The organism is Methylophaga muralis (genome assembly GCF_001720165.1).
GTDB classification, from domain to species: domain Bacteria; phylum Pseudomonadota; class Gammaproteobacteria; order Nitrosococcales; family Methylophagaceae; genus Methylophaga; species Methylophaga muralis.
Genome location: NZ_MCRI01000095.1, coordinates 1 through 1,177 on the forward strand (window position 1 = coordinate 1; position 1,177 = coordinate 1,177).

A 1,177-nucleotide genomic window follows, 5' to 3' on the forward strand; every position below is an offset into this window, starting at 1 on the left:
AAGGCAAAATTTGAACGTACAAAACCCCACGTAAACGTGGGCACCATTGGTCACGTAGACCACGGTAAAACTACCCTGACGGCAGCAATTACGAAAGTAATGGCTGAAGCATCAGGTGGTGAATTCAAAGATTACGCGGATATTGATAACGCACCGGAAGAAAGAGAGCGCGGCATCACCATTGCGACAGCGCACGTTGAGTACGAAACACCTAATCGTCACTACGCTCACGTAGACTGCCCAGGCCATGCTGACTATGTTAAAAACATGATCACAGGTGCAGCGCAAATGGACGGCGCGATTTTGGTGGTTAACGCTGCTGACGGTCCGATGCCCCAAACCCGTGAACACATTCTGTTATCACGTCAGGTTGGCGTACCATACATCATTGTTTACTTGAACAAAGCAGACATGGTTGATGATGCTGAATTGATTGAACTGGTTGAAATGGAAGTCCGTGAGTTATTGGACAAATATGATTTCCCAGGTGATGACACCCCGATCATTGTTGGCTCAGCGTTGAAAGCATTAGAAGGCGACACCAGCGAAATTGGTGCACCTTCAATTCACCGCTTAGCAGAAGCAATGGATACCTACTTCCCAGAGCCGAAACGTGCCATTGATGGTGCATTCTTAATGCCTATCGAAGACGTCTTCTCTATCTCTGGTCGTGGTACCGTTGTAACCGGTCGTGTAGAGCGCGGTATTGTTAAAGTTGGCGACGAGTTAGAAATCGTTGGTATCAAAGACACCCAAAAAACCACCTGTACAGGTGTTGAAATGTTCCGCAAATTACTTGACCAAGGTCAAGCGGGCGATAACGTTGGTGTGTTGTTACGTGGTACTAAACGTGAAGACGTTGACCGTGGTCAAGTATTGGCTCACCCAGGCACAATCAAACCACACACCAAGTTTGAAGCGGAAGTGTACATTTTGTCGAAAGACGAAGGTGGTCGTCATACACCATTTTTCAATGGTTACCGTCCACAGTTTTATTTCCGTACCACCGACGTAACTGGTGCATGTGAATTACCAGCAGGTATTGAAATGGTCATGCCTGGTGATAACGTTAAGATGGACGTAACCTTAATCAATCCGATTGCGATGGAAGAAGGTTTACGTTTTGCTATTCGTGAAGGCGGCCGCACTGTTGGTGCTGGTGTCGTTGCTAAAATCG

Annotated in this window: 1 protein-coding gene; it reads left to right on the forward strand. The window is 47.0% G+C overall.

Translation table 11 applies throughout. The annotated features are described in order from the left end of the window. Positions 1-1,177: elongation factor Tu (gene tuf / locus A9E74_RS13760; protein ID WP_069297155.1), on the forward strand; the 1,177-nt coding region annotated here is incomplete at both ends.